The following is a 539-nucleotide window of genomic DNA, read 5'->3' on the forward strand; positions in this document are numbered from 1 at the left end:
TACATATACCTAGCATTAATCCATTTTGATTGTTTAAAAATTCATTTATAGCTTCAGCAATTTTAGGATTTCTAAATACAGTTGCAATAAATTTACCTGATCCATCTGGCTCATCTCCTGCACTAAATCCCCCTGGTAACATTATTATTTGAGATGATTTAATTTCTTCTACCATAGTATCTATAGAGCTTTCTATATCTTTATAAGTTAAGTTTTTAAATACTTTAACAGATGTTTTAGCTCCTGCTTTTTCAAACGCTCATATTCACAGTTAGTCCCAGGGAAAGCTGGTATAAAGACTTTTGGCTTAGCTAAGCTTATACCACTATTTCTTCTTTCCTCATTATTTAAAAAGTTTATAGTTTCTATTTTTTCTTTTATTTCTTCACTTTTAATAGGGAATATACTTTCTAAAACACCGTTATACTTATCATATAAATAATCTATATCTATACTTTCATTTTCTATAATTATATTTTTTTCTTCTATAGTCTCTCCTAATATTTTATAATTGTATCCATTCAACTCTTTTAATAACT

General features: G+C 26.9%; 2 pseudogenes. Both read right to left on the reverse strand.

Features of this window, described 5'->3' with window-relative positions:
- Positions 1-199: pseudogene (locus AZI32_RS19115) on the reverse strand (phosphoribosylformylglycinamidine synthase subunit PurQ); the annotation flags it as partial.
- A gap of 8 nt (positions 200-207) precedes the next feature.
- A pseudogene (locus tag AZI32_RS19120) lies at positions 208-539 on the reverse strand (hypothetical protein); the annotation flags it as partial.

Source organism: Clostridium sp. ATCC 25772 (genome assembly GCF_001573875.1).
Lineage (GTDB): Bacteria > Bacillota > Clostridia > Clostridiales > Clostridiaceae > Clostridium_J > Clostridium_J senegalense.